Below are 24,211 nucleotides of genomic sequence, written 5' to 3'. Positions count from 1 at the left end.
CTTCGCGGGGGTGTCGTTTCTTTTGGTGCCTTTTCTTTGGACAAGCAAAGAAAAGACACTCGCCCCAAAGGGGCGAAACCCTAACCACCCAAAACAAAAAGAGCCCACTGAAACATCAGCAGGCTCTTTCACAATCAGGCGGGAACGCCGGAAAACTTACCTGAACACAAACTCCCCAGCCTCAACATCCACCCCAATCTCATCCCCCGGCGCGTAATCGCCGGCCAGGATCTTCTGCGCCAGCGGATTCTCAATCCAGTGCTGGATCGCCCGCTTCAGCGGCCGCGCACCGTAGATCGGCTCGAAGCCGACGTCGACCAGCTTGTCCATCGCGGTGCTGGTCAGGGTCAGGGTCAGTTCGCGCTCGGCCAGACGCTTGCGCAGGCGTTCGAGCTGGATGTTGGCAATGCCGGCAACCTGCTCCTTGCGCAGGCTGTGGAACACCACCACCTCGTCGATACGGTTGATCACCTCGGGGCGGAAGTGCATGCCGACCGCTTCCATCACGGCGCTCCGCATCAGGTTGTAGTCGTCGTCCTCGGTGTAGTTCTGGATCAGGTCGGAGCCCAGGTTCGAGGTCATGACGACGATGGTGTTGCGGAAGTCCACGGTGCGGCCCTGGCCGTCGGTAAGGCGGCCATCTTCCAATACCTGCAGCAGGATGTTGAACACATCCGGATGCGCCTTCTCCACCTCGTCGAGCAGCAGTACGGAGTAGGGTTTGCGGCGGACCGCCTCGGTCAGATAGCCGCCCTCTTCGTAGCCGACATAGCCGGGAGGTGCGCCGATCAGGCGGGCCACGGAGTGTTTCTCCATGAACTCGGACATGTCGATGCGCACCATTGCCTCTTCGGTATCGAACAGGAATCCGGCCAGGGCCTTGCATAGCTCGGTCTTGCCGACCCCAGTGGGGCCAAGGAACAGGAAGGAGCCGTGCGGACGGTTGGGGTCGGCGAGACCTGCGCGGGAGCGACGCACGGCGTTGGAGACGGCGATCACCGCTTCGTCCTGGCCCACCACGCGCTGGTGCAGCGCTTCTTCCATGCGTAGCAGCTTCTCGCGCTCGCCCTCGAGCATCTTGCTGACCGGGATGCCGGTCCAGCGCGAGACCACTTCGGCCACCTCCTCGTCAGTGACCTTGTTGCGCAGCAGCTTGGTCTCGGTCTGCTCATGCTCGGCGCTGTCGGCGGCCTGTAGCTGCTTCTCCAGCTCCGGGATACGGCCGTACTGCAGCTCCGACATCTTGGCCAGGTCACCGGCACGGCGCGCCTGTTCCATCTCGATGCGGGCCTGGTCGAGCTTCTCCTTCACCTGAGCGGAGCCTTGCAGGGTGGCCTTTTCCGCCTTCCACACCTCTTCGAAGTCGGCGTACTCCTTCTCCAGCGTAGCGATATGCCCCTCGAGTTCGCTCAGGCGCTTGCGCGAGGCGTCGTCCTTCTCTTTCTTCAGCGCTTCGCGCTCCATCTTGAGCTGGATCAGGCGGCGGTCGAGGCGGTCCATCTCTTCCGGCTTGGAGTCCATCTCCATGCGGATGCGCGAACCGGCTTCGTCGATCAGATCGATCGCCTTGTCCGGCAGTTGCCGGTCGGTGATGTAGCGCTGGCTCAGCTTGGCGGCGGCAATGATGGCGCTGTCGGTGATATCGACCCCGTGGTGCACCTCGTAGCGCTCCTTCAGACCACGCAGGATGGCGATGGTGTCTTCCTCGCTCGGCTCGTCGACCAGCACCTTCTGGAAGCGGCGCTCCAGCGCGGCGTCCTTCTCCACGTACTGGCGATACTCGTCCAGCGTGGTGGCGCCGACGCAGTGCAGCTCACCGCGCGCCAGTGCCGGCTTGAGCATGTTACCGGCATCCATGGCGCCCTCGGCCTTACCGGCGCCGACCATGGTGTGCAGCTCATCGATAAACAGGATGATCTGCCCCTCCTGCTTGGACAGCTCGTTCAGTACCGCCTTCAGCCGCTCCTCGAACTCGCCGCGGAACTTGGCACCGGCGATCAGCGCGCCCATGTCCAGCGCCAGCACGCGCTTGTGCTTGAGGCCTTCAGGCACCTCACCGTTGACGATGCGCTGCGCCAGCCCCTCGACGATGGCGGTCTTGCCGACGCCGGGTTCGCCGATCAGCACTGGGTTGTTCTTGGTGCGGCGCTGCAGCACCTGGATGGTGCGACGGATCTCGTCGTCGCGGCCGATCACCGGGTCCAGCTTGCCGGACTCGGCACGTTCGGTCAGATCGATGCAGTACTTGTCCAGCGCCTGGCGGTTCTCCTCGGCGTTGGGATCGGTGACCGCCTGATCGCCGCGCACGTTGTTGATCGCCTGAGTCAGCGACTCGCGGGTGACACCGGCATCCTTAAGGATCTTGCCGGCATCGCCCTTGTCCTCAAGCATCGCCAGCAGCACCAGCTCGCTGGCGACATACTCGTCGCCGCGCTGCTGCGCCAGCTTGTCGGTCAGGTTAAACAGCCGCGCCATGTTCTGCGATAGCCGGATCTCGCCGTCCGGGTTGGAGACCACGGGCAGGCGATCGAGCGCTTCGCCCACCTTGCGCGTCAGTTGCATCGGCTCGGCACCGGCCTGTTTCAGCAGCGGACGGATCGAGCCGCCGCGCTGCTCAAGGAAGGCCGCCAGCAGGTGGATCGGCTCGATCATGTTGTGATCCTTGCCGATCGCCAGCGACTGGGCATCGGCCAGGGCTTCCTGAAGCTTGGAGGTGAATTTGTCGGGACGCATAGGCTCTCCTTCTGAACGCTGCGGCGCCGGATTGGAATCCGGTTTTTCTGTTACCACATTAGATGAGGGTGTTTATCCCGGTGTTCAAGAGCCTGGCGTATAAAAATTAGACAACGCTCATATAAATGCTAAAGGCTCAGGTTCACTTATCTGTAGCATAGGCAGTCCCGAACGCCAGCGAGCAACAAGAGCAAACCGCTCTACACTGATGAACACAGCCAACCATCTCCGGAGTCTCCGATGAGCCAGCCCAAGCAAACGATTCACCCCTTTCACCTCGCATTCCCGGTTCGCGATCTGGAGCAGGCCCGTCAGTTTTACGGTTCCGTTCTAGGCTGCAGCGAGGGGCGTTGCGCGCCCGGCAAGTGGTGCGACTTCAACTTTTACGGCCATCAGATCGTCGCACATGTGGCGCCCGAGGAGTGCGGCTGTGACGCATTGAGCGATGTGGATAACCACAAGGTTCCGGCGCGTCACTTCGGTATCGTACTGCCGATGGATGAGTGGCAGGCGCTAGCCGATCGATTGACGGCATTGGGCACCAAGTTTGTCATCGAACCCTATATCCGCTTCGCCGGCGATGTGGGTGAACAGGCCACCATGTTCTTCCTCGACCCGTCCGACAACGCCATCGAGATCAAGGCATTCAAGAATCTGGACGCGCTGTTCGCCAAGTAACGTCCTCCCTCCTCACCCTGCACTTGGTCCCGCTGCGCCGATCCACCAGGTCGGCGCCAGTCCTTATGGTTCCGGTTTCTTAATTCTGTCATCTCCGCCTGTTATCAAATGCGCACGGATTTTTTCTTGAACGACAGGACAACAAAACCATGAGCCACAAAGCCTACGACGAAGAAGATCATATCGAACTCGAGCACAGCGACTTTGACCGTATCATCCAGAAGGGGCTTAGCCGCCGCGGCTTCCTGCAGGGCAGTGCTGCCGCCATGGGGCTGTTCCTGGCCGCCACGCCGCTGGCCAAGGCGGTTGCCGCCGCCACCGAGAGCACACTGCTTGGGTTCAAGCAGATTCCGGCGAGCACCGCCGACACCTTCGCGGTACCCGAGGGCTATATCGCCGAGCCGCTGATCTCCTGGGGCGATCCGATCCTCAACGGCGCACCGGCGTTCGATGAGTCCGGCGTGCAGGATGCCGCCGCCCAAGCCGCTCAGTTCGGTGACAACACCGACGGCATGAGCTTCTTCCCGCTGGCTGACGACCATGCGCTGATCGCCGTCAACAACGAGTACACCAACTACGAATACCTGTTCGCGCATCAGGGCAAGCAGGCGCTGAGCGCCGACGAGGTGAAGAAAGCCCAGGCCGCGCACGGCGTCTCCATCTTCGAGATCAAGCGCAACGCCAAGGGCCAGTGGCAGGTGCAGCCGGGCGCCAAATTGAACCGCCGCATCACCGGCTACACGCCGATGGAGCTGACCGGCCCCGCCGCCGGCCATGATCTGATGAAGACCGCCGCCGACAACAGCGGACGCAAGGTGCTGGGCACGCTCAACAACTGCGCCAACGGTCAGACCCCTTGGGGCACCTACCTGACCTGCGAGGAGAACTTCAACGGCTACTTCGGTGCCACTGATGCGGCCTTCCAGCAGGACAAGCACCAGAAGCGTTACGGCCTGAAGAACGAAAGCAAATACCAGTGGTTCACCCAGGACGAGCGTTTCGACCTGTCCAAGCAGCCGAACGAACCGCACCGTTTCGGGTGGATCGTCGAGATCGACCCGATGGATCCGACCTCCACGCCGAAGAAGCGCACCGCGCTGGGCCGCTTCAAGCATGAAAACGCCGCCGTCACCGTCGACAGCAACGGTCACGTGGTGGTTTACCTCGGCGACGACGAGCGCGGCGAGCACCTGTACAAGTTCGTCTCCAAGCACACCTACAACCCGAACGACAAGGCCGCCAACCGCGACCTGCTGGAACAGGGCACCCTGTATGTGGCCAGATTCAACGCCGCCGACGGCGAACTGAAGGGCCAGGGCGAGTGGCTGGAGCTGACCCACGGCAAGAACGGCCTGACCAAAGAGAACGGTTTTGCCGACCAGGCCGAGGTGCTGATCTTCGCCCGCGAAGCCGCCACCCAGGTCGGCGCCACCACCATGGACCGCCCCGAGTGGGTTGCCGTGCACCCGAACGGCAAGAGCGTCTGCTGCACCCTGACCAACAACAAGAACCGCGGCGTCGAAGGCAAGAACCAGCCGGTGGGCGGTCCGAACCCGCGCGAGAAGAACAACTACGGCCAGATCGTACGCTGGTGGCCACGCGGTGGCGACCACACCTCTACCGGCTTCGACTGGGATCTGTTCCTGATCGCCGGTAACCCGAGCGTGGCCGAAGGCCTGTACAAGGGCAGCAGCAACATCAACGCCGACAACATGTTCAACAGCCCGGACGGACTCGGTTTCGACGCCGATGGCCGCCTCTGGATCCAGACCGACGGCAACTACTCCAACGCGGGTGAGTTCGCCGGCATGGGCAACAACCAGATGCTCTGCGCCGACCCGGCCACCGGCGAGATCCGACGCTTCGCCACCGGTCCGATCGCCTGCGAGATCACTGGCCTGACCTTCACTCCGGACCAGCGTACCGTCTTCATCGGTGTGCAGCACCCGGGCGAAAAACTGGCCCCATCGCACTTCCCGGCCGGCGGCAACAGCAAGCCGCGTTCGACCATCATGGTGGTACGTCGCCAGGATGGCGGCATCATCGGTGCCTGATCGGGCATCGATATAAGGTAAACCTTGTCAGCTTTAGCCCGGCCCTGGGATCAGGGTCGGGCTTTTTTCTGACGCCTCGACAGTAAAATGTCACTGGCCAGCTACTTATTTTTGTTTCAAAATCCGGCACGACATTCAGGACAATATCCACCAGCTGATGCCAGCAAGGAAACAGCGCGATTTGCAGGGAAGCTGATGCCGTTCACCATCTGTCACATCGACTTGCCATCGCAAACGCCCCTCTTCCGCAGGCAGATGTCCCACTATGCCAATGACTCCAGGAGAAGCGATGTACAAGAAACTGGTCCCCGCACTAACAGTGCTCGCACTGACCGGATGTGTCAGTACCAAGAACATGCCCATCGACCAAGCCAGGGTCAGTGAGGCACCGCCAACAAGCATCCAGACCACCCAGAGGAACAAGCCTGACTTTGCGGCAATGACTGCCGGCTCGGCGATGTTCGGCGTACTCGGCGCAATCGCCGCCATCTCATCCGGCAACGATATCATCGAGCAAAACTCGGTTCAGGACCCGGCGACTCAGATCAGCGCCGAACTGGCCAAGGCTCTGTCGCAGAAGTACAAGTTGAGCGTACAAGTTGGTACTCACACTATCGAAGGAACCAAGGCCGATGAGATCGCCAGCGCCTATCCAGACTCCGATTGGGTGCTGGATATCCAGACAGTCAACTGGAGCTTTACCTACTTCCCCGGCGACTTCAACAATTACCGGGTGCTGTACAGCGCGAAGTTGAGACTGATTGATTCACGGGATCAGTCATTGCTCGCGGAGGGCTTTTGCCATCAGCGCTCACACGAGGACTCAGACACTGCCCCCTCGTACGATGAGCTGGTTGAGCAGAATGCGGCGGGGTTGAAATCGGCTCTGGCCACGGTCGCTCAAAGCTGTATTGGCCAGTTTGAAAAAGAGGTGTTCAAGATCTGACATCTGCGGATCGAGCCATCGGCAATGTCCTTCGATCGCCGATGGCCCAGTTTCCAGGATAGTCGACTAATCCCACTCCAGTATCACCTTGCCCGCCTCACCCGAGCGCATCACATCGAACCCCTGCTGGAACTGATCGATAGGGAAGCGGTGGGTGATGATCGGGGTCAGGTTGAGGCCGGACTGCAGCACCGAGGCCATCTTGTACCAGGTCTCGAACATCTCGCGGCCGTAGATCCCCTTGATAATCAGCCCCTTGAAGATCACCTGGTTCCAGTCGATCGCCATCTCGCCGGAGGGGATGCCGAGCATGGCGATCTTGCCACCGTGGTTCATCGCCTTGAGCATACCGCGAAAGGCGGGCTCGGCGCCGGACATCTCCAGCCCGACATCGAACCCCTCGTTCATCTGCAGTTCGCGCATCTTGTCATCCAGCGACTGCTCGGCCACGTTGACGCAGTGGATGATCCCCATCCGCCGCCCCAGCGCCAGCCGGTAGGGGTTCACATCGGTCAGTACCACATGGCGAGCCCCGACATGACGCGCGATAGCCGCCGCCATGATGCCGATCGGACCGGCGCCGGTGACCAGCACATCCTCGCCGACCAGGTCGAACGATAGCGCCGTGTGCAGGGCGTTGCCGTAGGGGTCGAAGATCGCCGCCAGGTCGTCGGAGATATTGTCCGGAATCTTGAACGCATTGATCGCCGGGATCACCAGATACTCGGCAAAGGCGCCGGGGCGGTTGACGCCGACGCCGACCGTATTGCGGCACAGGTGCCGTCGTCCGGCACGGCAGTTGCGACAGTGGCCACAGGTGATATGGCCCTCGCCGGAGACCCGGTCACCGACATAGAACCCCTCCACCTCGGAGCCGATATCGACCACCTCGCCGACATACTCATGGCCCACGGTCATCCCCAGCGGGATGGTCTGCTGTGCCCAATTATCCCAGTTGTAGATATGCACATCGGTGCCGCAGATCGCGCTCTTGTGGATCTTGATCAGCAGATCGTTGTGGCCCATCTTCGGCCGCTGCGTGGTGTGCAGCCAGATCCCCTCCTCGGGGTGCAGTTTCGCCAATGCGCGCATCAAATCCCTCCCAACTCACGCCGAATCCGTGTAAACGCTTCCACCGCCCGCTCCAGTTGCATCAGGTTATGACCGGCCGACATCTGGGTGCGGATCCGCGCCTGCCCCATCGGCACCACCGGATAGGAGAAGCCGATCACATAGATCGCCTCGGCCAGCAAACGTTCCGCCATCTCGCCGGCCAGCGCAGCATCGCCGATCATCACCGGGATGATCGGATGATCGCCTCCGGTCAGCGTAAAGCCGGCACTCTCCATCTCCTGGCGGAAATAGGTGCTGTTCTCCCGCAACCGTTCACGCAGCGCCAAGCCGTGCTCCTCCACCAGTTCCAGCGATTTCAATGTCGCCTGAACGATCGGCGGCGCCAGCGAGTTGGAGAACAGGTAGGGGCGTGAGCGCTGGCGCAACCAGTCGACGATCTCCCGACGCGCCGCGGTATAGCCGCCGGATGCGCCACCCAACGCCTTGCCGAAGGTGCCGGTGAGAATATCCACCCGCTCCATGACGCCGTGATATTCCGGTGTGCCACGGCCATGTTCGCCGACGATGCCGACGGCGTGAGAGTCGTCCACCATCACCAGCGCATCGTAGCGTTCGGCCAGATCGCAGATCGCCGGCAGGTTGGCGATTACGCCGTCCATCGAGAACACACCGTCGGTGGCGATCAGCCGCACCCGGCAATCTTGGGTATCCTGCAACTGCTGCTCCAACTCGGCCATGTCGTTGTTGGCGTAGCGGCAGCGCCGCGCCTTGCTCAGGCGCACGCCGTCGATGATGCTGGCGTGGTTCAGCGCATCGCTGATCACCGCATCCTCGGGACCGAGCAGGGTCTCGAACAGGCCACCGTTGGCGTCGAAGCAGGAGGAGTAGAGGATACTGTTCTCCATCCCTAAAAACGCCGCCAGCTTCGCCTCCAACTGCGTGTGGATATCCTGGGTGCCGCAGATAAAGCGCACCGAGGCCATACCGAAGCCGTGCGTGTCCAGCCCCTGCTTAGCCGCTTCGATCAGGTCCGGGTGGTTGGCCAGCCCCAAGTAGTTGTTGGCGCAGAAGTTGATCACCGTATGACCGTCGCTTAGGTCGATATCCACCGCCTGCGGCGAGGTGATCCGGCGTTCGTGCTTGTACAGGCCGTCGCGCTTAAGTTCTGCGCTTTGCGAGGCCAAGGTCGTTAGAAATTGATCGCGTGTCATACGCTCCTCCCTCTACCCGCTCACCCCATGGGCAGGCTCGATTGTACTTCGCCTTTAAACATAGCGCTTAACCGACCGGGTGCGAGCACGAATCCATACCTCGACACGACTCGGCGAGCAGATTCGGCACAATTCCGGGATCACGCGGGCAAGGCTGCAGATCTATCAACTTGTATATGCAACTTTACGAATATAGCATGACCATCACATACCCTCCTGCCCGGCCCGCTGTCTGGCCTTCCAACGTCTAGACTGAACCCGGGCACAAACGCTATGTCAGGGAGTTGGGACGTGCATACCCGATTACTCGAGCTGTACCGCAGCAACCTGCGTGAAGCTCATCTGTTGCTCTTCATGCTGGCCGCCTTTCTGGTCGTTTACTTCGTGCCGGCCGGCACCGAGCGCTTCGACAATGCCGTGCTGGAAGCGGTGCGCCTGACCAACTGGTACGCCCGCGAGCATGTGATCCTCTGCCTGCTGCCCGCCTTCCTGATCGCCGGCGCCATGGCGGTTTACATCAGTCAGGGTGCGGTAATGCGCCACCTCGGCCCGCAGGCGTCCAAGCCGGTAGCGTTCAGTGTGGCCTCGGTGTCCGGCACCCTGCTCGCGGTATGCTCCTGCACCGTACTGCCGCTGTTCGGCGGCATCTACAAGCGCGGTGCGGGGCTCGGTGCCGCCATCGCCTTTCTCTACTCCGGCCCGGCAATCAACATCATGGCCGTGGTGGTGACCGCCAAGGTGCTGGGTGCCGAAATCGGCGTCGCCCGCGCCGCAGGGGCGATCCTGTTCGCGCTGGTGATCGGCACGATCATGCATCTGATCTACCGCAAGGAGGAGGCGCAGCGTTCGGTGCACAATGGCAGGGGCTTCGGCGGTGACGGCAGCGACAAACCCCTGGGGGTGATCGCCGGTTTCTTCGCGCTGATGGTGGGTATTCTGGTGTTCGCCAACTGGGCCGCGGCCGACAGTGAGCTCTGGATGCGGATCCATGCCTGGAAATGGCCGATCACCGCCCTGCTGGCGGCGGTGCTGGCCGGTCTGCTGATCTGGCGCTGGCACTGGCCCGCCGCCCAGTTGCTGATACTGGCGGCGGTCCTGACGGGCACGGCGCTGGCGCTACCGGGGGTGCCGGAGTTGCCGTTCGCGCTCGGCATCGCCGGCCTGATGCTCATCGCGCTCCTGCGCGAGCAGGACCGGGAGTGGGCACTTCAGAGCTGGGACTTTGCCAAGCAGATCCTGCCGCTGTTGCTGGCCGGAGTGTTCGTCGCCGGTTTCGCGCTGGGCCGACCGGGCCAGGAGGGGATCATCCCGGCGCAGTGGGTCGCGCTGGCCGTAGGCGACAACAGCCTGTTGTCCACTGTGATCGCGTCAGTACTGGGTGCGTTGATGTACTTCTCGACGCTGACCGAGGTGCCGATCGTCGAGGCGCTGATGGGCGCCGGTATGGGCAAGGGCCCGGCACTGGCGCTGCTGCTGGCGGGACCGGCCCTGTCGCTGCCCAACATGCTGGTGATCCGCACCATTCTGGGAACGGAAAAGACGCTGGTCTACTGTGCGCTGGTGGTGGTGATGGCGACGATCACCGGATTTGTCTACGGCAATTGGTGGTAAACGCAACGGATGGGCAGTACACCACCTCGATCTTACTCTAATGAGGAACGCGCTATGAAATTCACGATCTATGGCAGCGGCTGCTCCAAGTGCAAACAGCTCACGGCCAATGCCGAAGAGGCCGCCAGGGCGATGGGGCTGGAATACGAGGTGGAAAAGGTCACCGACGTGAGTGCCATCATCGAGGCCGGCATCATGCGTACCCCGGCGCTGGCGGTGGACGACGAGATCCTCGTCGAGGGCAAGGTGGCCGCCAGCGAGGAGATCAAGGCCCTGCTAGGCTGATCGTCTGACGCACGGACGGGTCGCCGGGGTACGGCACATAGCCGCGAATCATCCAGCGGAGATCGGACTGAACCGGCCCTGATACGCAACGGCCCGATCCAGAGGACCGGGCCGCATAACCACCGCCGGAATCAGACGTAGCGCCGACGCTTGAACGACACGGTACGCTTGTACTCATCCATGCTGCCGACCCGGCGGATATCCGCCCAAGCACCCTTGTAGTAGGGGATCAGGTTGCGGTCGGTCCAGTCCGGCACCACATCGCCCACGTTGCCGTTGAAGTAGCCGAACATCATGAAGGTGTGCCCCGGCTTCATGTCCTGCTCCAGGTAGGCCATGGCGAAGGTGGAGCCGTAGTCGTTGTACACCTCCACCACGTCCCCTGACTCGATGCCCAGCGCCTTGGCGTCCGTCGGGTTGATCTCGATCGGCGCCATCGGATAGCGCTCGGTGCGGAACCGCTGGTACTGGTCATGATAGGCGGTCTGCCAGATATGGTTGGTGCGGCCGTTGTTGATCCAGAAGCGGTACTTCTCCTTCTGTGCCATCACCGGCTCCGGCAGCCCGTTCCAGGGCGCGGGCAGGAAACGCGCCTTGCCGTCGTCGGTATCGAAGCGGTAGTCGGCGTAGATCATCGGCGTACCGATCAACTTGCCATCGCGGTACTCCTTGACCGGTAGCTGCACGCCGTTGTTGCCCAACACCCGCAGCCGGTCGTAGGTGACCAGGTCGCCGGTGGGGCCGCCCTGGCTGTCGATCCCCTCCGGCTTGCGGAAACCGTCATTGAAGGCGTCCTCTTCGGTGGTCCAGTCAAATCCGGCAAAGCGTTCAGCCATGGCGGTATTGCCCTCGCCCTCGTACAGCGCCTTCATCGCGTTGGCGATATCGGCGGCGATCAGGCAATCGGGTTTGGAGGACCCCGGCGGATCCATGAACTTCTCCGACAGCCGCATGCGACGCTCGCCGTTCATCGAGGTCAGGTTCATCTCACCCGGGTGGGTAGCGGGCAGCATCAGGTGGCCGCCGGTGGCGAACTTGGTGGGGTAGATATCGATGGTGGTCAGGAACAGGCCACCCTTGTTGCTGACCGCGTCGTAGATGATGTCGACCAGTTCATCCACGGTGGCGTGGCGGGCTCTGGCCATGGCGTCGCGCACGATATTGACGCGCCGATACAGCACCTCGCGATACTGCTGGGCATTGAGCGTGGTCTGGAAGGCGTTGCAGGCCCAGACCGTGAGCATGCGGCCGCGTCCCTGAATCACCTCCTGGTCGATGTACTTGGCCGGGCGCGAGCCGGGATAGGGTGGCCGTGCGTACCCCTCCTGATGGCCGCCGAGTCGACAGACGCCGGTGCCGCGCCGCCCCAGATTGTGGGTGGCCAGCACCAGATCCACCAGCGCCGACTGGATGCGGTAGTTATCGTTGCCCCAGATGATCCCCTTCTCGTACAGATGGGCAGTGCGCGGGCGATGGCCCGAGGCCTTGGGCTTGTAGGCCCACTCGGCGGCCTGCACCAGTTGCTCGCGGGGTACGCCGGTGATGCGGCTGCACTCCTCCAGCGACAGCCGGTTCGCTTCGGCCGCTTCCTCGAAGCCGCGGGTGTGGGCGGCGATGAACTCACGGTCGATCCACTCCTGCTCGATCACATAGGTCAGCAGACCGTTGAACAGGGCGGTATCGGTGCCCGGTTCGATCTTCAGATGCAGGATACGCTCGGGCGCCACCTGCTCGCAGATCGCCACGGTGAGCGAACGCCGCGGGTCCACCAGGATGAAACGCCCCGCCTCGTGGGACTCCTCCGGGAACCAGCTACGCTTCTTCGCCAGCGTGCCACCCTGCAGGTTGGGCAGGGCGTGAGCCAGGAAGTAGTTGGTCTGGGTCTCGTAGGCGTTGGCGCCGACGAAAAACAGTGTGTCGGCCACCTCACTGTCTTCGTAGCTGTTGTTCAGTTCGCCCACCCCCATGTCGCGGGTGGCGTGGCACTCGGAGTTGTAGGCCGGGCGGTTGTGGATACGCACCATCTGGGTCCGAATGGCGGAGAATGCCAGCTTGCCGGTGCCCCAGGTGTTTTCGAAGCCGCCGCCGGCGCCGCCGTGGTCAAACAGGTTGAACATCACCCCATCGGGGCCGTCGTTGTCCAGCACCTTTTTCATCACCCCGGCATACAGCGCCATGGCGCGCTCCCAGTTCACGTCCACCCAGTCATCGCCGGTGAACAGGCGTGGATGCTTCATCCGCGCCTGGGTGGCGCCACCCTCGCTGTAGAACACGCTGGCCATCTGGCCACCGCGGGTGGAAGAGAGTCCCTGGTTGACCTCGCACGCCTTGTCCGGCACCGCCAGGGTGTAGTATTCGCGGCCATCGTGTTCGCGGATGCGGTTGACCATGGCCGGGGTCAGGATAAGCTGCAACGGCCCCACTTGGCGACGGAAATCCACCCCCAGCGCGTTCTGCTCCGGCGCCAGTCCTCCCTCCTGGGTCACCGGCCACTTGTAGACGTGGTAGCCGCAACCGACGATGCAGAAGTGGCAGGTCATATTGGTGCGTTGGGCGCCGGCGGGCGGCAGCGGGATACGGTCCTTGAAGCCGGTCATGACGCACCTCCCAACAGATTCGATTGCCGTCCGTAGATCAGGCCCTCCACGCTGACCGCGTGAATATCACCGTTTTCGGTCAGGCGCAGCAGGATGCGCGGCAGATTCTCGGTGGCCTGCCCGGTCACCATCTGCCCCGCCTTTTCACTGTCGAACACCGAGAAGTGACAGCCGCACTTGAAGTTGCGGCTGGCCGTGTCGTACTCAAGCGGACAGCCCATATGGGTGCACTGGCTGCTGTAGGCGACGATGTCCCCATCCGGTCCGACACCGCCGGGCACGGCATGGCCCAGCTTGATCAGTTGGCAGGGTGAACTGCTGTCCGGGTAGTGGAACGCCTGGGGCGTGTTCTCCTTCAGCTCCCGCAGGTTGGCGATGCGGCTATCGGGATAGGGCAGATTGACCCTGCCGGCCGGGGCCGGATTGTCCTGCGCGCGGGCACTGCCGAGTACGCCCAGCGATGCGGCGGTGGCGGCACCGCTGCCGGCCAGCTTGAGGAAGCTGCGCCTTGAGGTCCGAGTCATGTGGAGCTCCTGATTTTCTTGTTGTTATTAGTGGGATGCGGACCGGGATCCCGTCGGCGAGACCGGACGCTGCCCCGACATCAGGCTAGAATAGAGAAATACACCTGTAAAATGCATGGCTATACCGATATGGACTGACACTCTTCGCAAATAGGACGATTCGGATATATATAGATTTGAATATCCATATTTTCATATATATGATGTGCCGATACAGTATCGGAGGACAGTATGAAAACGCGCGTTCTTTTCCTCTGCACGGCAAACTCGGCACGATCGCAGATCGCCGAAGCCCTGCTGCGGCATCAGGCAGGCAACCAATTCGAGGTGTACAGCGCCGGCACCCAGCCCGATCTCGTCGACCCGCGAGCCGTGGAAGCCCTGCAGGCGTTCGGAGTCGATACGCGGGGGCTGGCCTCAAAGTCGGTCGACAGTCTGGCCCAGCAGCATTTCGATTTCGTGATCACCCTGTGCAGCAAGGCGCACCAGGAGTGCCAGAACTGGCCCGGCAGCGGTGTAGTGATGGCCTGGGACTTCGATGACCCCAAGACCTCTGCCGACCCCAGGGCGTTCGTCAAGACCCTGCATGCCATCAACAAGCGGATTCAGCTGTTCATCGAGGTCAACAGCAAGGCCACCGGTGAGTTGCTCACCGGCCTGTCGCCGCTGGAGTTCTACAAGGCGCTGGCGGATGAGGTCCGGCTCAAGAGCCTTTTGCTGATCCAGCAGGAGGGCGAGCTCTGCGTCTGCGAACTGATGGAGGCGCTGGGCCAGCCCCAACCCAAGATCTCACGCCACCTGGCGCAACTGCGCCGCAGCGGCCTGCTGCTGGACCGGCGCCAGGGGCAGTGGGTCTATTACCGCCTGCATCCGCTGATGAGCGACTGGATGCGCGAGGTGCTGCGCCTGACCGCCGAACACAACCCCGACCAGTTGGTTGCGCCCAGTGCCCGGCTGGCCGCCATGGCATCACGCCCTGCACTGGGCGGAAACGCCTGCGTCGGTGTCACGACGACCTCCTGAGGAGCGACCAATGGGTATTTTCGAACGTTATCTGACCCTCTGGGTCGGCCTGTGCATCCTGGCCGGGGTGCTGCTCGGCAACTGGATACCGGGGCTGTTCGCGCAGGTGGCGGCGCTGGAGTACGCCCAGGTGAACCTGGTGGTGGCGCTGTTTATCTGGGTGATGATCTACCCGATGATGGTGCAGATCGATTTCAGTGCCGTGCGTGACGTAGGCAAACGTCCGAAGGGGTTGGTGCTGACACTGGTGATCAACTGGCTGATCAAACCGTTTACCATGGCGCTGCTGGGCTGGCTGTTCTTCCGCGTGCTCTTTGCCGACTGGGTCGACCCGCAAAGCGCCGGAGAGTATATCGCCGGCATGATCCTGCTCGGTGTGGCGCCCTGCACGGCGATGGTGTTCGTCTGGAGCCAGCTCACCAGGGGCGACCCCAACTACACCCTGGTGCAGGTATCGGTGAACGACATCATCATGGTGTTCGCCTTCGCACCGCTTGCCGCCTTCCTGCTCGGCGTCAGCGATATCAGCGTGCCCTGGGAAACCCTGTTGCTGTCGGTGCTGCTCTACGTGGTGCTACCGCTGACCGCCGGCATCTGGACCCGGCACAGGCTGGAGCGCCGGGGCGACGGTGTGCGGCTGGACAGTTTTCTGCACACTCTCAAGCCCTGGTCGATCCTCGGTCTGTTGGCAACGGTCATCCTGCTGTTCGGGTTCCAGGCGCAGACCATCCTCGCCCAGCCGCAAACCATCGTGTTGATCGCCACCCCCCTGCTGATCCAGACCTACGGCATCTTCATCCTTGCCTATGCCGGCGCGTACTGGCTGCGTCTGCCGCACAATGTCGCGGCTCCGGCCTGCATGATCGGTACCTCCAACTTCTTCGAGCTGGCCGTGGCGGTGGCGATATCGCTGTTCGGACTGCACTCCGGCGCGGCGCTGGCCACGGTGGTGGGCGTACTGGTGGAGGTGCCGGTGATGCTGTCGCTGGTGGCGATCGCCAACCGCACCCGGCACTGGTTCGATGCCCCGACGCAGGCCGCAACGCCGTCACCGGCCGCGCCGCGTCATGCACCGGCGCACAGCAAATAAGCCCCTTGTTCACAACAACATGGTTCAAACAGGAGAGATCAACGTGGCCATCAAAGTAGGCATCAACGGATTCGGACGCATGGGCCGTCTGGCACTGCGCGTGGCCTGGGAGTGGGACGAGATCGAGTTCGTACAGATTAACGATCCGGCCGGCGATGCCGCCACCCTGGCGCACCTGCTCAACTTCGATTCGGTGCACGGGCGCTGGAGTCATGAAGCCCGCGCCGATGGCGATGCCATTCTGATCGGCGATCACCGCATCGCCACCAGCCGCAACAAGACGATCGGCGAAACCGACTGGTCCGGCTGCGATCTGGTGATCGAAGCCTCCGGCAAGATGAAGAGCAAGGCGGTTCTGCAGACCTATCTGGACCAGGGCGTGAAGCGCGTGGTGGTCACCGCGCCGGTCAAGGAGGAGGGCGTGCTCAATATCGTCATGGGCGTCAACGACGCGCTGTACGACCCGGCCCGGCATCCGATCGTCACCGCCGCCTCCTGCACCACCAACTGCCTGGCGCCGGTGGTCAAGGTGATCCACGAGGCACTCGGTATCAAGCACGGCTCGATGACCACGATCCACGATATCACCAACACCCAGACCATCCTCGATGCGCCGCACAAGGACCTGCGTCGTGCCCGCGCCTGCGGCCAGAGCCTGATCCCGACCACCACCGGCTCGGCCACGGCGATCACCCATATCTTCCCGGAGTTGAAGGGCAAGCTGAACGGCCACGCCATCCGCGTGCCGCTGGCCAACGCATCACTGACCGACTGCGTGTTCGAGGTGGCGCGCGAGACCACGGCCGAAGAGGTCAATGCGCTGCTGAAGGCCGCCGCCGACGGTGAGCTGCAGGGGATTCTCGGCTACGAGGAGCGCCCGCTGGTCTCCATCGACTACAAGACCGATCCGCGTTCGAGCATCATCGATGCCCTGTCGACGATGGTGGTCGACGGCACCCAGGTGAAGATCTACGCCTGGTACGACAACGAGTGGGGCTATGCCAACCGCACGGCTGAGCTGGCGTTGAAGGTGGGGCGGATGGATCGATGCTGAGCCGGCTATCCCCCTCCATCCGGCAGTATCTGGTCGTCACCGGCAACTACTGGGCCTTTACGCTGACCGACGGCGCCCTGCGCATGCTGGTGGTGCTGCATTTCCATACGCTGGGCTATTCGCCGCTGGAGATCGCGCTGCTGTTCCTGTTCTACGAGATCTTCGGCGTCATCACCAATCTGGTCGGCGGCTGGCTCGGCGCCCATCTGGGCCTGAATCGGACCATGAACATCGGCCTCGGCCTGCAGGTCGCAGCGCTGGCGATGCTGCTGGTGCCGGCCGCGATGCTGACCGTGCCCTGGGTGATGGCGGCACAGGCGCTATCCGGCATCGCCAAGGACCTGAACAAGATGAGCGCGAAAAGCTCGATCAAGCTGCTGGTGTCGGAGCAGGCGCAGGGCCAGCTATATAAATGGGTCGCGCTGCTGACCGGCTCCAAGAATGCGCTCAAGGGCGCCGGTTTCTTCCTCGGCGGCGCGTTACTGATGCTGCTCGGGTTTGCCGGTGCCGTCACGGCCATGGCGGCGGCACTGACGCTGGTCTGGCTGGCGAGTCTGGTGTTGTTGAAGCAGGATCTGGGCAAGGCGAAGTCCAAGCCAAAGTTCCGCGATATCCTGTCCAAGAGCCGCTCGATCAACATTCTATCCGCCGCGCGCCTGTGCCTGTTCGGTGCCCGCGATGTCTGGTTCGTGGTGGCCCTGCCGGTGTTCCTGTCGCAGACGCTGGGCTGGGATCACTGGCAGACCGGCGGCTTTCTCGCGCTGTGGATCATCGGCTACGGCATGGTGCAGGCGGTTGCACCGCGCATCACCGGCAAGGCCGCTGGACAGGTACCGAACGGCCGCGCTGCGATGCTATGGGCCGCGGTGTTGACCGCAGTTCCGGCGCTGATCGCACTGGGCCTGGGCATGGAGATCAATCCCGCTGCACTGCTGATCGGCGGGCTGCTGCTGTTCGGTGTGCTGTTCGCGATCAACTCCTCGCTGCACAGCTACCTGATCGTCAGTCTGGCGCGGGCCGATGGCGTCTCGCTGGACGTCGGCTTCTACTACATGGCCAACGCCATGGGGCGACTGCTCGGCACACTGCTGTCGGGCTGGGTATTCCAGGCCGCGGGCTTGGGCGCTAGCGGGCTTGCCGCCTGCCTGTGGATATCCACAACCCTGCTGCTGCTGACAGTCTTGATCTCGATCTGGTTGCCGCGGGATTAAGGCCATCGTCGCTGGTAATCCTGTGCGGCTGGAATATGCTTTAGGTAGAGCGCACCGAGAGCGCGTGAGGCCTTGATGAGAGGCTGTTCGGTAATCCCGCCAATGGCGGAGCAAGCCAAGGAGCGTCACCATGCAGATCGACACCTTCCGCGACATCATCCACTGGACGCAAGCCTATCATCATCAGCTTGCCGAAAGCCTGAAGCACAGCAGAGATGCGAACTTGAACGAGAAAGCGCGGCTGCTATTGGATTATCTGTCGGAGCACGAAGCCAAACTCGCCAAAGCGGTCAGTGCGTTTGAACACAGCGACAATCTGAAAGGGCTCAACACCTGGGTCATGGAATATCTGAACAAAACCCCGATCTTGCCGGATGCCGAGATCAAAGCGCCCTATGCCGACCTCTCCGCCGAGGAGATCATCAACAGGATCGAAGCCGAGCACAGCAATATCATCGAACTCTACAAGTTCCTTGCCGGCCGTGCCGTGGCAACCCCCGCGGTCGATCTGCTGGAGGAGCTCGCCGCGCTCGAAAGACATGAAGCGATGCGGCTGTCCAACGCCTCCAATATGCTCGGCGACCTCTGAGTCGCCCCCCTGGCGGGCAATGTGCAAATCAGCCTAGTGAAAATCCCGGGAGCGGTTGTTCAACCCTCCCCACAACGGGGTAATATCGGTTAGCCGACCGGCGATGACATGGATCAGCTCCCCCTCCCGCTCCAGAATGCCATCCACCTGTAGAATCCTGCTGCCCAGTAGCGCCTTGCGCTGGCCGCGGGCGGTGGCCTGCCACACCACCAGGTTGATCTGGCCAGACTCATCCTCCAGCGTCACGAAGGTGATCCCGGTCGCAGTGCCCGGACGCTGGCGATTGGTGACCAGTCCGGCCACACGGACCGGACGGCCGCTGTCAATCCCGTGCAGGCGATCGGCAGGCACGCAGCGCGGCAGCTTGCCCTGCTCACGCAGCAGCGCCAGGGGGTGACGTCCCAGCGTCAGCCCCAGATGGCGGTAGTCCGCCTGTAGTTCGCTGAACTCATCCGGCACCGGCATGGCAACCCGTGCTTCCGGGACGGCGCTGCCATCAGTCTCCGGCACCCCGGTATCGAGCTGCAGAACCGCGGCGTCATCCAGCAGAGCCCAGCGTGCCTGATGCCGGTGCCCGGCGATCGCCTGCAAGGCGTTGGCCGCGGCCAGAGCGTCGTAGTCCCGCCGACTGAAGCGAACCCTGGCACGCAGATCGGCCACCGAGCGGAACCCCTGCGGCGGACGCACCTCGACCAGCTGCTCAGCTGCACTCTGCGATAACCCCTTCACCATTCTGAACCCCAGACGCAGCACACCCTGCTGCCCGCTACGCTCTCGCGCCGCGTCATACTCAATTGTGCAGTCGTAGGCGCTGGCATTGATGCACACCGGACGCACCTGCACCCCATGCCGACGCGCATCCTGGACCAGCTGCGACGGAGAGTAAAACCCCATCGGCTGGCTGTTGAGCAGTGCACAACAGAAAATTGCCGGTTCGTGGCACTTGATCCAGGCCGACAGGTAGACCAACAGCGCAAAACTGGCAGCGTGGGACTCGGGAAAACCGTACTCGCCGAACCCCTCGATCTGGCGACAGATCCGCTCGGCGTATTCGGCACTGTAGCCCCGAGCCAGCATCCCCTCACGCAGTTTCTGCTGGTAGATCGCGATATGCCCGCTGCGGCGCCAGGCCGCCATCGCCCGGCGCAGCTGGTCCGCCTCGCCGCCGCTGAAACCGGCCGCCACCATCGCCAGACGAATCACCTGCTCCTGGAAGATCGGTACGCCAAGCGTCGGTTCGAGCACTTCACGTACCGCCTCGCTCGGATAGTCGATCGCCTCCTTGCCTTGGCGTCGCAACAGATAGGGGTGCACCATGTCGCCCTGAATCGGGCCGGGACGCACGATCGCCACCTGCACCACCAGGTCGTAATATGTCTGCGGCCGCAGCCGCGGCAGCATATTCATCTGCGCGCGCGACTCGACCTGAAACACCCCCATCGAATCCGCTGCGCTGAGCATGTCATACACCTTCAGCTCCTCCCGCGGGATATCCTGCAGCTGCCAGTCACGGCCGTCACGCTCGCCGAGCAGATGCAGGGCACGGCGCAACGCACTGAGCATCCCCAGTGCCAGCACATCGATCTTCAACAGCCCCAACGCCTCAAGGTCATCCTTGTTCCACTGGATCAGCGTTCGTCCCTCCATCGCTGCATTCTCGATCGGCACCAGTTCGTGCAAGGGGCCGGCCGAGATCACGAAACCACCCACATGCTGCGACAGGTGCCGCGGGAAATGCAGGATCTGCGGCACCAGGGTCAGCAGATGGCGAAGCATCGGCGCCGGGCGTTCTCCCTCCAGGGCGCGTAGTTGCTCCAGCCAGGGTTGCTGGGTATCACGCCGGTCGAGCTGGTTGATCAGCCAGCCCAAGTAAGCTTCGTCGAATCCCAGCGCCCTGCCCACATCACGGATCGCGCTGCGACTGCGATAGCTTATCACTGCCGCGGCCAGGCCTGCCCGCTCGCGGCCGTAGCGGCGATAGATATACTGGATCACCTCCTCCCGCCGCTGATGTTCGAAGTCCACGTCGATATCCGGAGGCTCATTGCGCTCCTTGGAGAGGAAGCGCTCGAACAGCAGATTGACCTGCCGCGGATCGACCTCGGTGATGCCCAGGCAGTAGCAAACCACCGAGTTGGCGGCGGAGCCCCGTCCCTGACAGAGGATCTTGTTCTCGCGCGCAAAACGCACGATATCCTCGATGGTCAGGAAATAGGGCTCGTAGTTGAGTTCGGCAATCACCTGCAGTTCGCGCTCGATCTGTCCACGCACCCGGTCCGGCACGCCCTCGGGGAAGCGTCGCTGCACACCCGCCTCGACCAGCGCACGCAGATGCACTTGCGGCGTCACGCCCCTGGGTACCAGTTCATCGGGGTATTCATAGCGCAGCTCATCCAGCGAGAAATCGCACCGGGAAGCGATCACCAATGTCTGCTCGCGCAACGCCGGTGGATAGAGCTTTTCCAGCTTGGCCAGCGGGCGCAGGTGACGCTCGGCATTGGCCGCCAGTCGCCAGCCCGCCTGGGTGAGCGTCGTACGCAGGCGTATCGCGGTGAGTACATCCTGTAACGGCTGGCGAGAGGGTTCATGCATATGCACATTGCCGGCACAAACCAAAGGGGTAGCGCATTGTTCAGCCATACCGAGCAGACGCCGGTAACGCCAGAGATCATCGCTATCAAGCAAGCGCTCCAGCAGCAACCAGCTGCGCCCGGCATGATATTGCTCCAGCCACTTCAGATCGGATAACAACTGGTTATCGTCGGATCCCGGCTGGAACAGCAGCAGGCACTGATCCAGCCCCTGTTCGAAGTCCGCCAGCGTTAGTAAGTAATTACCTTTCTCAGCACGCCGCCGCCCCCGGGTAATCAGGCTGCACAGCTGGGCGTAACCCTGCCGATTCCTGACCAGCACAACCAGCACTCGCCCCTCTATGCGAAACTCGCTGCCGATCAGCAGCTTGATCCCCAGCTCTTTCGCCTCCTGGTGCGCACGCACACTGCCGGCCAGTGAACACTCATCGGTCAGAGCCAATGCCGAGTAGCCCAGGGATGCGGCCTGTGCCACCAGTTCCTCCGGATGCGAGGCTCCACGCAGAAAGGAGAAATTAGACAGTGCATGCAGCTCGGCATAGCCGCCCCGATAATCAGTCACCACGCCACCTTCAACCGAACCAGCCGTGGATGAACCAACGCCCGTCGGGCTCGCGAAACAACCAGCCACAACGGCCATCCGGCCAGCGCGCCACGAAGTAATCTCGCACAACCGCCTGCTCCCACCAGCCACTGCTGATTCTTTCCGGTCCACTGAGCAACTCCAGTCGACGACGCTGAACAGTCGGCAGATATTGGGGTCGCTCCAATAACCATCCGGGTCGCTTCATCGCCACCGGGGGCGTTTCGCGGCTGCAAAAGCGGCCGCTTAAAACGGATTCCGGACGATGATCGGCATGGTATTGCAGAGGTCGAACCGCATCCGCTCCGAGCCGACTACACAAACGGCTGATCAACTCATCCATGGATCCCTGAGAACGGGTCGACGCAAAGAGGTCACCATTTATCTTCTCATCTGACTCGCTCTCCTCTGCACTCAGCTGCAATGCCAGCACCGGGCCGCGGAGCTGCTCACGCTCAAGCCTCAAGCGACACAGATCCAACCAGTGTGCGGCAGACGCACTGCCACCGGCATGACCGAGCCGGAACAGCTGTGTCGAACCATCCCGCAGTGTCAATTTCAGGCAGATCTGCGAAACCTTCTGCTGCCGTTGGGAGAGATAGCCCTCCAGTGCCGCCAGCAGGCGGCGTAACGGAAACAGCAAGGCTTGGCTGTGGATCACCTCCTCTCCCAGTTCACAACTTTGCTCAAACCGTTCCGGTGGAATGAACGCCTCCGGGGGCGGTACAGCGGGGTCGACGATAGCATCCAGATCACGCAGCAGCATCTGCCCAAAACGCTGAGCCAACTCGCTCCGTAGCAGCTTGCGCAGGTCATCCAAGGTCCGCATGCCGATCCCTTGAAGCTGCTCCATCTGCTCCGGTAGCAGTTGCAATTGATCCACTCTCAGCTCATGCAGACGCCGCCACCAACTTGTGGAATCCGCGCCGGTATAGTTATCCACAGCTGCAAGCAGCTGCGCACCCCGGGGGGTCTCGCCTGTCGCCAGCCGGACTGAGTAGCCAGTATGCTCAAGCGCCTGAACGATATGGGATATCAGTGCTTCCAAGCCGCCGAAATAGTGCAGCATGCTGGCGATCTCCAGCAGCAGAGCCTGAGGTGGACAGAGGCTTATACGGGCGCTGAAACCTCCAGCCCAGAGTGCCAGCTGCTCGAGTGTCGACTGCGTACGCTTATCCGATGTATCAAGCAGGACAAGCTCCGGGCTCAGCGCCAGTGCCGTTGCCAGCGCTTGCCCAACCTCAATGCCCTGATCAGCCGCACTGATATTAAAAGCACGAATCCGCTGACGTTTATCCAGCAATGCCTGAGGCAGCTCTGGCTGCAAGCCGTGCAGTTCCAGGGCTAAATAGGGGAAATTCAAGCAGAGCCAGCGCATCTCAGACAACCTCGGGAATCTTTACGACCAAAGGCGGCAGAGGCCAGCCACCACGGCGCTTGATCAGCGTCAGCTCCACCCCTTTTTCACTGCTGTTCAGCCGTACGCGATAAGCCGCAGGCGAGGCGTGTTCGCTCACCTCCTCCGAACGCATCACCCAGCCCAGCCCTCCCCCTGATTGGGCTGCCAATTGCAGACGTCGAAGTGACGAAGTCGACACTTGGAAGTCAAGCCAGCTCAATACCAGAGGCGAAGCTCCACTTTTCAATGCCTGCTCTATCGCCCACAACCGCTCCTTTCTGGTGTTCGTACTCACAATGCGTTGTGTCGACAGACTAATGCCCGCCTGAAGCAGCGCTAGAGAGTAGGGGTGATGTGGAGGATCGATCCAGAGTACCGCCCGTCCCGCGGATGAAAAGCGCTTTAAAAGCGGCCATAGCAAACGTAGCTCTCCCCGCCCCTCCCCTGAATAGAGCAACTCGATCAGTTGGCCATGCAGCCATCCGCCCCCGGATAACAGCTCATCCAGTACCGGATGACCGCTCGGCTCTACCTCTTCGGCTGGAACAGCGGCCACATGCGATCCACGCCATAGCTGCCCCCGCTCCAACAGATTGACCAGTGCCATCACCACCTCACAAACTGTACATGCATACAGTATTTTGAGTTAAAAAAAATGGTTCCACAAGGTCAGTGATGGCACTCAGCGGCCACTATCAATTAGCCGCCATCTCAGCTGTCAATATACGAAGAGTGTGGGGATCTGAAAGCGGATGGAGAATAAGCTGCTCTGCCCAGCTGAAAACCGAGCGATAGCGAATACAGTTCAGTCTATGGAGAATCTAGGGAGACAGAAAAAGTTGGGGCCCGAACACATCCGTGATCCGGGCCCCTGGAGTGTTGCAGCTTCCATGCCGCGCCCATGTCCTCCATGACATGGGGTGAGGTAAAGCATCCCGCTTTTTCAATACGCATCCTT

Annotated in this window: 18 protein-coding genes; 10 read left to right on the top strand and 8 right to left on the bottom strand. The window is 62.1% G+C overall.

The genetic code is table 11. The annotated features are described in order from the left end of the window. Positions 1–156: 156 nt before the first annotated feature. On the bottom strand, positions 157–2,733 hold the full coding sequence (clpB, locus tag KQ940_RS19620; protein WP_217415752.1) for an ATP-dependent chaperone ClpB: 2,577 nt from the start codon (positions 2,731–2,733) through the stop codon (positions 157–159). Between the two features lie 240 nt (positions 2,734–2,973). Here clpB and KQ940_RS19615 point away from each other — a divergent pair, with 240 nt between their 5' ends. The 3 genes from KQ940_RS19615 to KQ940_RS19605 all read left to right on the top strand — a co-directional run bounded on the left by KQ940_RS19615 (position 2,974) and on the right by KQ940_RS19605 (position 6,411). Then, a complete protein-coding gene (locus KQ940_RS19615; protein ID WP_217415750.1) occupies positions 2,974–3,411 on the top strand; it encodes a VOC family protein in 438 nt (145 codons plus the stop codon). Between the two features lie 149 nt (positions 3,412–3,560). Beyond that, positions 3,561–5,465 (top strand): PhoX family protein, encoded by a 1,905-nt coding sequence (locus tag KQ940_RS19610; protein ID WP_217415735.1) that lies wholly within the window; start codon positions 3,561–3,563, stop codon positions 5,463–5,465. A gap of 289 nt (positions 5,466–5,754) precedes the next feature. Continuing rightward, on the top strand, positions 5,755–6,411 hold the full coding sequence (locus tag KQ940_RS19605) for a hypothetical protein (protein ID WP_217415726.1): 657 nt from the start codon (positions 5,755–5,757) through the stop codon (positions 6,409–6,411). A gap of 66 nt (positions 6,412–6,477) precedes the next feature. Here the strand turns inward: KQ940_RS19605 and tdh are convergent, their stop codons facing one another. Both tdh and KQ940_RS19595 read right to left on the bottom strand, forming a co-directional pair. Further along, positions 6,478–7,503, bottom strand: coding sequence for an L-threonine 3-dehydrogenase (gene tdh, locus KQ940_RS19600; protein WP_217415724.1), 1,026 nt, complete (start codon positions 7,501–7,503; stop codon positions 6,478–6,480). Beyond that, positions 7,503–8,696 carry a glycine C-acetyltransferase gene (locus KQ940_RS19595; RefSeq protein ID WP_217415717.1) on the bottom strand — a complete coding sequence of 398 codons (1,194 nt, stop codon included), beginning with the start codon at positions 8,694–8,696 and terminating at the stop codon, positions 7,503–7,505. Before KQ940_RS19595 ends, tdh begins: the two co-directional genes overlap by 1 nt. A 291-nt stretch (positions 8,697–8,987) precedes the next feature. On the opposite strand from KQ940_RS19595, the gene KQ940_RS19590 reads away from it, so the two are divergent. Next, positions 8,988–10,307, top strand: coding sequence for a permease (locus KQ940_RS19590; RefSeq protein WP_343222697.1), 1,320 nt, complete (start codon positions 8,988–8,990; stop codon positions 10,305–10,307). 54 nt (positions 10,308–10,361) lie between these two features. Next, a complete protein-coding gene (locus KQ940_RS19585; RefSeq protein WP_217415713.1) occupies positions 10,362–10,592 on the top strand; it encodes a thioredoxin family protein in 231 nt (76 codons plus the stop codon). Positions 10,593–10,723: 131 nt separating this feature from the next. Here KQ940_RS19585 and KQ940_RS19580 read toward each other — a convergent pair whose 3' ends face one another. Both KQ940_RS19580 and KQ940_RS19575 read right to left on the bottom strand, forming a co-directional pair. Continuing rightward, positions 10,724–13,189, bottom strand: a complete 2,466-nt coding sequence (locus KQ940_RS19580) for an arsenate reductase (azurin) large subunit (RefSeq protein ID WP_217415711.1) — start codon at positions 13,187–13,189, stop codon at positions 10,724–10,726. Further along, entirely contained in the window at positions 13,186–13,713 is a 528-nt protein-coding gene (locus KQ940_RS19575) for an arsenate reductase (azurin) small subunit (protein ID WP_217415709.1), read from the bottom strand. The genes KQ940_RS19580 and KQ940_RS19575 overlap by 4 nt, the downstream gene beginning before the upstream one ends. A gap of 231 nt (positions 13,714–13,944) precedes the next feature. Here KQ940_RS19575 and KQ940_RS23125 point away from each other — a divergent pair, with 231 nt between their 5' ends. From KQ940_RS23125 to KQ940_RS19550, 5 genes are all read left to right on the top strand, one after another. Then, positions 13,945–14,736: a metalloregulator ArsR/SmtB family transcription factor gene (locus KQ940_RS23125; RefSeq protein WP_217415708.1), complete on the top strand. Its 792-nt coding sequence runs from the start codon at positions 13,945–13,947 to the stop codon at positions 14,734–14,736. A gap of 10 nt (positions 14,737–14,746) precedes the next feature. Then, a complete protein-coding gene (gene arsB / locus KQ940_RS19565; RefSeq protein WP_217415701.1) occupies positions 14,747–15,826 on the top strand; it encodes an ACR3 family arsenite efflux transporter in 1,080 nt (359 codons plus the stop codon). 43 nt (positions 15,827–15,869) lie between these two features. Beyond that, on the top strand, positions 15,870–16,880 hold the full coding sequence (locus tag KQ940_RS19560; protein ID WP_217415699.1) for an ArsJ-associated glyceraldehyde-3-phosphate dehydrogenase: 1,011 nt from the start codon (positions 15,870–15,872) through the stop codon (positions 16,878–16,880). After that, positions 16,874–18,091, top strand: coding sequence for an organoarsenical effux MFS transporter ArsJ (gene arsJ / locus KQ940_RS19555; RefSeq protein WP_217415691.1), 1,218 nt, complete (start codon positions 16,874–16,876; stop codon positions 18,089–18,091). Before KQ940_RS19560 ends, arsJ begins: the two co-directional genes overlap by 7 nt. A gap of 130 nt (positions 18,092–18,221) precedes the next feature. After that, entirely contained in the window at positions 18,222–18,680 is a 459-nt protein-coding gene (locus KQ940_RS19550) for an ATPase (protein ID WP_217415690.1), read from the top strand. A 33-nt stretch (positions 18,681–18,713) separates the two neighbouring features. On the opposite strand, the gene KQ940_RS19545 is transcribed toward KQ940_RS19550, so the two are convergent. The 3 genes from KQ940_RS19545 to imuA are packed head-to-tail and all read right to left on the bottom strand — an operon-like array spanning position 18,714 to position 23,860. Beyond that, positions 18,714–21,833 (bottom strand): error-prone DNA polymerase, encoded by a 3,120-nt coding sequence (locus KQ940_RS19545; protein WP_343222696.1) that lies wholly within the window; start codon positions 21,831–21,833, stop codon positions 18,714–18,716. 10 nt (positions 21,834–21,843) lie between these two features. Then, a complete protein-coding gene (locus KQ940_RS19540) occupies positions 21,844–23,232 on the bottom strand; it encodes a Y-family DNA polymerase (protein ID WP_217415686.1) in 1,389 nt (462 codons plus the stop codon). A 1-nt stretch (position 23,233) separates the two neighbouring features. Then, positions 23,234–23,860, bottom strand: coding sequence for a translesion DNA synthesis-associated protein ImuA (gene imuA, locus KQ940_RS19535; protein WP_217415684.1), 627 nt, complete (start codon positions 23,858–23,860; stop codon positions 23,234–23,236). Positions 23,861–24,211: the final 351 nt, after the last annotated feature.

The organism is Marinobacterium ramblicola, from assembly GCF_019084545.1.
GTDB lineage: Bacteria > Pseudomonadota > Gammaproteobacteria > Pseudomonadales > Balneatricaceae > Marinobacterium_D > Marinobacterium_D ramblicola.
Note: the sequence above shows the minus strand (reverse complement) of the source record. Positions and strands in the feature narration are given on the sequence as shown.